Here is a 5756-nt window from a genome sequence, read left to right as displayed (position 1 = left end):
CCCAGCATGAGCCAGCCCTCAACATTGCCGGCATCATTCTGCAGGCGGGTGCGCAGCCCCAGCGCCAGCCGCGCCATCTCCTCCTCATTCAGCGGCTGCGCCTGCGGGTCCAGCGCCCGCGCCAGCAGCCCCGGCGTCTGCGCCGTTGCCTGCTGCCAGGCCCTGACCTGCTGATAGCTGCCGGTCTGTGAGTAACTGATGGCGGCCACGACCAGCGCAATAACCACGCCCGGCACGTAAACGCCCCACCCGGCGCGCGGTCCCGCCGCCGGAATGGCATCAGCCAGGACGTCCTGTCTGATACGCACCCGCCGGCGCGTGCGGGCAACGATTATCCATCCGCCCGCCACGATGGCGGCCAGCGGCAGCACCCACAGCAGCACCGTCAGCGGGGTCAGCGGCGGGTCGTAGGTGACGAAGTTGCCGTAGCGCGCCACCATGTAATCGATGATTTCCTGGCGGCTCTTCCCCTCCTGCATCAGGTCATACACCCTGCGGCGCATGTCGGTGGCTATCATCGCGTTCGAGTCCGCAATGCTGTTGTTCTGGCATTTCGGGCAGCGCAGCTGCTCCGTGAGCTGGCGGAACTGCTGCTCCTGCGCTTCATCTTTAAACGGCATCACGTCGGTGGTTGCCCGCGCTGACCCGGCGATAACCAGCGCCAGCATCAGCATCACCATGCCCGGTAACAGTCTCATTGCGCCGCCTCCCGGCTGTATCTGTCCCACAGCGGTTTCAGTTCACTTTCCCATACCCGGGCATTCAAATCGCCCGCATGGCGGTAACGGATAATCCCGTTGCCGTCGATGAGGAAGGTTTCCGGCGCGCCGTACACGCCCAGGTCCAGCCCCAGCATCCCGTCGCTGTCCGATAAACTCAGCGCATACGGGTTGCCCAGTTCTTTTAACCAGGCCACCGCCTTCGCCCGGTCGTCCTTATAGTTCAGCCCGACCACCCGGATACCCTGCGCAGAAAGCTGGTTCAGGTACTGATGTTCGGCGCGGCAGGTCGGGCACCAGGTGGCCCAGACGTTAAGCAGCACCGGTTTCCCCTGCGTCAGCACCTCCGCCTGATAGTACTGACCCGGCGTCTCCAGCGATTCCAGGCGGAACGCCGGCACCGGCTTTCCGGTCAGTGCCGATTCGAGATTCGTCGGGTCATCGCCCTCAGCGTTGCGCGCCAGCTGCCACAGCAGCGCCGCGGCAATCAGCAGAAAAATCAGCAGCGGTAATAACAGTACGTTGCGTTTCATCCGGCCTCCGGCAATGGTTTACGGCGGCGGTAGCGCGGGTCCGCCAGGCACAGCAGCCCGCCCAGCGCCATCAGCAGTCCCCCGGCCCATATCCAGCGGACAAACGGTTTGTAGTACAGGCGCACGGCCCACGCGCCGTTGTCCAGCTCCTCCCCGAGCGCGGCGTACAGGTCGCGGGTCAGCCCGCCGTCAATCGCCGCCTCGGTCATCACCATCCGGCTGGTGTTGTAGAGCCGTTTCTCCGCGTGCAGCACCGCCTCCGGCTCGCCGTGGCGCGTCACCCCGATGAGGGCCACCCCGCCGCGGTAGTTGGGGCCGGTGATGTCCCGCACCTCCCGGAAGGTGAAGCGGTAGTCGTGAATGGTCACGCTGTCGCCCGCCCGCATCCGCACGTCACGCTCCACGCTGTAATTCTGGCTGAAGGCGATGCCGGTAATCGTCACCGCCAGCCCGAGGTGCGCCGCCACCATTCCCCAGTAGCTGAGAGAGGTTTTCGTGCCGCGGGACACGCGCTGTACGGCTTCGGCCACCGCCAGCACCGCAATCCAGCAGGCCATCACCATCCCTACCGCCGTCATGGCGATGATTTTATCTTCCAGCAGCCATGGCAACAGTACCGACAGCACCAGGGTGGAGACCAGGGCGGTGAGCAGCAGTTTCCTGATGTTACGCGGCCGGTCCCGGCCCCAGCGCACCAGCGGCCCCACCCCCAGCAGCAGGGCAAAGGGGACCATCAGCCAGGTGAACATGGTGTTAAAGAACGGCTCCCCCACCGAAATGCTGCCCAGCCCCAGCTGTTTGTGCACCAGCGGCAGCAGGGTGCCCAGCAGCACCACCAGCATGGCGGCCATCAGCAGGACGTTGTTGCCGAGCAGCAGCGACTCGCGCGACCACAGCGCGTTGTTCACCCGCGAACGCACCCTGTGCCCGCGCACGGCGAACAGCAGCAGCGAGCCGCCGGTGACCAGCACCATAAAGGCGAGGATAAACATTCCGCGCGCCGGGTCGGAGGCGAAGGCGTGCACCGACACCAGCACCCCGGAGCGCACCAGGAAGGTGCCCAGCAGGCACAGCGAGAAGGCGCAGATGGACAGCAGCAGCGTCCACGCCCTGAAGCCGGCGCGCTGTTCCGTGACCGCCAGCGAGTGCAGCAGGGCGGTGCCCGCCAGCCACGGCATAAAGGAGGCGTTCTCCACCGGGTCCCAGAACCACCAGCCGCCCCAGCCCAGCTCGTAGTAGGCCCACGCCGAGCCGAGCACGATGCCCAGCGTCAGGAACACCCACGCCGCCAGCGTCCACGGGCGGGCAAAACGGGTGAACGCACTGTCCAGACGCCCGCTCAGCAGCGCGGCGATGGCGAAGGCGAAGGCCACCGAGAAGCCGACATAGCCCATGTACAGCAGCGGCGGGTGGAAAATCAGCCCCGGGTCCTGCAGCAGCGGGTTCAGGTCGCGCCCCTCCACCGGAAAGGCCGGCAGCGTGCGGGCGAACGGGCCGGAGGTGAACAGGATGAACGCCAGAAAACCGGCGCAGACCATCCCCATCACCGCCAGCACCCGGGCGACGATATCCGCCGGCACCTGCCGGCTGAACACCGCCACCGCCAGGGTCCAGCCGCTCATCAGCAGCACCCACAGCAGCAGCGAGCCCTCGTGCGCCCCCCAGGTGGCGGCCACCCGGTACCACACCGGCAGCTGCGTGTTCGAGTTGCCGGCGACATAGGCCACGGTGAAGTCGTTAACCACAAAGGCGTGCACCAGCACGAAAAACGCGCCCGCCACGCAGATGAACAGCAGCCAGGCGAACACCCCGGCCGACGCCATCATCCGCGCGTCGCCGCGCGCCACGCCCCACAGCGGGTAAACGGACAGCAGCAGCGCCACGCCGAGCGCCAGGCACAGCAGCGCGTGGCCGTATTCAGGCATCATGATGAGGTGTCCTTATCAGCGCGTTGCGGGCGGCGGTGGTTTTCCTGCATCGCCTTTTCCACTTCCGGCGGGGTGTAGTTCTCGTCATGCTTGGCCAGCACCTCGTGCGCCAGGACGTGGTTGCCCTTCTCCAGGGTGCCCTGCACCACCACCCCCTGCCCCTCGCGGAACAGGTCCGGCAGTATCCCCTCATAGCTCACCGTCACCGACCCTTCGGCGTCGTAGAGGCTGAAGTTCACCTTCAGCGAGTCCGGGTCGCGCCTGACGCTGCCGGGCATCACCATCCCGCCGACGCGCAGGCGCTGGCCCGCCGCCGGCAGCTGCTGCGTCTCGCGCTTGCCGTAGAGGATTTCGCCGGGGGTATAGAACAGGTCGATATTCGCGCGCAGCGCGTACAGGACCAGGGCGGTGGTCAGCCCCAGGCCCGCCAGCACCGCGCAGACCACCCATAGCCGGTTTTTACGTCGCAGGTTCACGCCGCCTCCTGTTGCGCCTGTGCGGCACGCATCCGCGCCTCGCGCGCCCGCTGCTGCGCCACGCCGCGCAGAATGGCCCGGCGCTGCAGCACCGTGTGCAGCGCCAGCAGCACCAGCGGCGCCACGGTCATCGCCACCGCCAGCCAGACAAAAAAGGCGTACCCGCCCATGGCGAAAAAATCGCTCCACGATGAAAATGCCGGACTCACCGGTGCCCCCTTTTCAGTATCAGTTCGCTCACCCACGGGCGGCGTTTTTCCATCAGTAAAATCAGGTTGCGCATCCGCATCAGCGCCAGCGTCATAAAGAGCAGCAGGAAGCCGGCGATGGCCCAGCGCAGCGGCGAGCGCATCGCCGGGTCGATACTCTGCTGCATCCGCGTCGAGCCCTGGTGCAGGGTGTTCCACCACTCGACGGAATAGTGGATAACCGGCAGGTTCACCACGCCGACCAGCACCAGAATGCCCGCCGCGCGCCCGGCCATTTTACGGTCGTCAAAGGCGTGCCACAGGGCGATGACCCCGGCGTAGAGAAACAGCAGCACCAGCTCCGAGGTCAGGCGCGCGTCCCACACCCACCAGGTGCCCCACATCGGTTTGCCCCACGCCGCGCCGGTGACCAGCGCGATGAAGGTGTACACCGCCCCCACCGGCGCCATCGCCGCGACGGCAAGGGTGGCCATTTTCATCTGCCAGACCAGCCCGGTAAACGCCGCCACCGCCATCGCCGCATAGATACCCATTGACCAGATGGCCGCCGGGACATGCAGGTACATAATGCGGTAGCCCTCCCCCTGCTGGTAGTCCGCCGGGGCGAAACCAAAGCCCCGGACCCAGCCGGTGGCCAGCGCGATGATGCCGGCTGCCGCCAGCCACGGCACAAGCCTGCCGCAAATCTGATACAGCCGGGGCGGCGCCGCCAGCTGATGAAGGGTTTTCCACATAGTCGTCACCTGACCTCCTGAAACCAGTAAAATGTCCGTCGCGCCGGGGCGCTACTGCACGCTGAGGCGCAGCGCCGCCGCGGTGGCGAACGGGCTTAACGTCGCGCTGCCCGCCAGCAGCGCCCCCAGCACCGCCAGATAGCCGTCAGCGGGTAAATGCATCGATGCCGCGTCCATCGCCGCGGCGGCGAAAATCAGCACCGGGACACTCAGCGGCAGCACCAGAATGCCCAGCAGGACGCCGCCGCGCCGCAGCCCGGCCGTCAGCGCAACGCCCGGCGCGGCGAGAAACCCCAGCGCCGGCGTGCCGAGCAGCAGCGTCAGCGCCATGATTTTCCAGCCGTACACGTCCATCCCCAGCAGCAGCGCCACCAGCGGGGAGAGCATAATCAGCGGCAGGCCGGTCACCGCCCAGTGGGCCAGCACCTTCGCCAGCACCACCGCCGGCAGCGGCACCGGCAGCAGCATCAGCTGCTCCAGGCTGCCGTCCTGCAGGTCGTCGCGAAACAGCCGCTCCAGCGCCAGCAGCGAGGCCAGCAGCGCCGCCACCTGGATGATGCCCGGCGCGATACGCGCCAGCAGCTGCGGCTGCGGCCCGACGCTTAACGGAAACAGGGTGATGACCATCAGGAAGAACCACAGCGGGCCGGCGATGTCCGCGCCGTGGCGGAACGCCACGCGCAGTTCGAGACAGAAGACACGCCACATCACAGCCCTGCCTCCCCGCCGGTCAGCGCCAGGCGGCGGACGGTGTCCGCGGCCCCCGGCAGCGGCTGGTGGGTGGTGAGAATGACCATCCCGCCCTGCGCCGTGTGCGCCGCCATCCGCCGGGTGAGGCGCGCCACGCCGTTAACGTCAATGGCGGTGAACGGCTCGTCGAGTACCCACAGCGCGGCGCGGGTCAGCCACAGGCGGGCCAGCGCCACCCGGCGCTGCTGCCCGGCCGAGAGCCGGGCGACCGGCACGTCCTCAAATCCCGCCAGCCCGGCCTGCGCCAGCGCCTCCGGGAGGCGCGCGCCGTCGCCGGGGTGGAAGAAGTGCAGGTTCTCCCGCGCCGTCAGGCGGGTTTTTATCCCCGGCTGGTGCCCTATCCACAGCAGGCTGCGATGGAAGCTGTCGCGCACGCGGCGCAGGGGCTCGCCCTGCCAGTACACCTC

8 protein-coding genes are annotated in these 5756 nt (G+C 67.5%); all 8 read right to left on the bottom strand.

From position 1 onward, the window contains the following. The coding region (locus NBA72_RS23945) for a cytochrome c-type biogenesis protein (RefSeq protein ID WP_272696022.1) at positions 1-698 on the bottom strand (698 nt) is incomplete at its 3' end. Next, positions 695-1252, bottom strand: coding sequence for a thiol:disulfide interchange protein DsbE (gene dsbE / locus NBA72_RS23940; protein WP_023218061.1), 558 nt, complete (start codon positions 1250-1252; stop codon positions 695-697). The genes NBA72_RS23945 and dsbE, both read right to left, overlap by 4 nt. Continuing rightward, positions 1249-3180, bottom strand: coding sequence for a heme lyase CcmF/NrfE family subunit (locus tag NBA72_RS23935; protein ID WP_079987469.1), 1932 nt, complete (start codon positions 3178-3180; stop codon positions 1249-1251). Before NBA72_RS23935 ends, dsbE begins: the two co-directional genes overlap by 4 nt. Next, positions 3177-3656: a cytochrome c maturation protein CcmE gene (ccmE, locus tag NBA72_RS23930; protein ID WP_001053618.1), complete on the bottom strand. Its 480-nt coding sequence runs from the start codon at positions 3654-3656 to the stop codon at positions 3177-3179. The genes NBA72_RS23935 and ccmE overlap by 4 nt, the downstream gene beginning before the upstream one ends. Continuing rightward, positions 3653-3865 carry a heme exporter protein CcmD gene (gene ccmD, locus NBA72_RS23925; RefSeq protein ID WP_000074113.1) on the bottom strand — a complete coding sequence of 71 codons (213 nt, stop codon included), beginning with the start codon at positions 3863-3865 and terminating at the stop codon, positions 3653-3655. Before ccmD ends, ccmE begins: the two co-directional genes overlap by 4 nt. Next, on the bottom strand, positions 3862-4599 hold the full coding sequence (locus NBA72_RS23920) for a heme ABC transporter permease (protein ID WP_042949969.1): 738 nt from the start codon (positions 4597-4599) through the stop codon (positions 3862-3864). Before NBA72_RS23920 ends, ccmD begins: the two co-directional genes overlap by 4 nt. 51 nt (positions 4600-4650) lie before the next feature. Then, complete coding sequence (gene ccmB, locus NBA72_RS23915) at positions 4651-5310, bottom strand: heme exporter protein CcmB (protein WP_000990028.1); 660 nt, start codon at positions 5308-5310, stop codon at positions 4651-4653. Continuing rightward, positions 5307-5756 (bottom strand): cytochrome c biogenesis heme-transporting ATPase CcmA (ccmA, locus tag NBA72_RS23910; RefSeq protein ID WP_079981105.1); only part of this gene is annotated, 450 nt, incomplete at its 5' end. The genes ccmA and ccmB, both read right to left, overlap by 4 nt.

Source organism: Salmonella sp. NW1250 (assembly GCF_051812965.1).
In the GTDB taxonomy this organism is placed as follows: Bacteria; Pseudomonadota; Gammaproteobacteria; order Enterobacterales; family Enterobacteriaceae; genus Salmonella; species Salmonella enterica.
This window is presented reverse-complemented; position numbering and strand designations above follow the sequence as displayed.

Coding starts and splice junctions, on each gene's coding strand:
- NBA72_RS23920 (WP_042949969.1), bottom strand. CDS start 4,599: ATGTGGAAAACCCTTCATCAGCTGGCGGCGCCGCCCCGGCTGTATCAG.
- NBA72_RS23935 (WP_079987469.1), bottom strand. CDS start 3,180: ATGATGCCTGAATACGGCCACGCGCTGCTGTGCCTGGCGCTCGGCGTG.
- dsbE (WP_023218061.1), bottom strand. CDS start 1,252: ATGAAACGCAACGTACTGTTATTACCGCTGCTGATTTTTCTGCTGATT.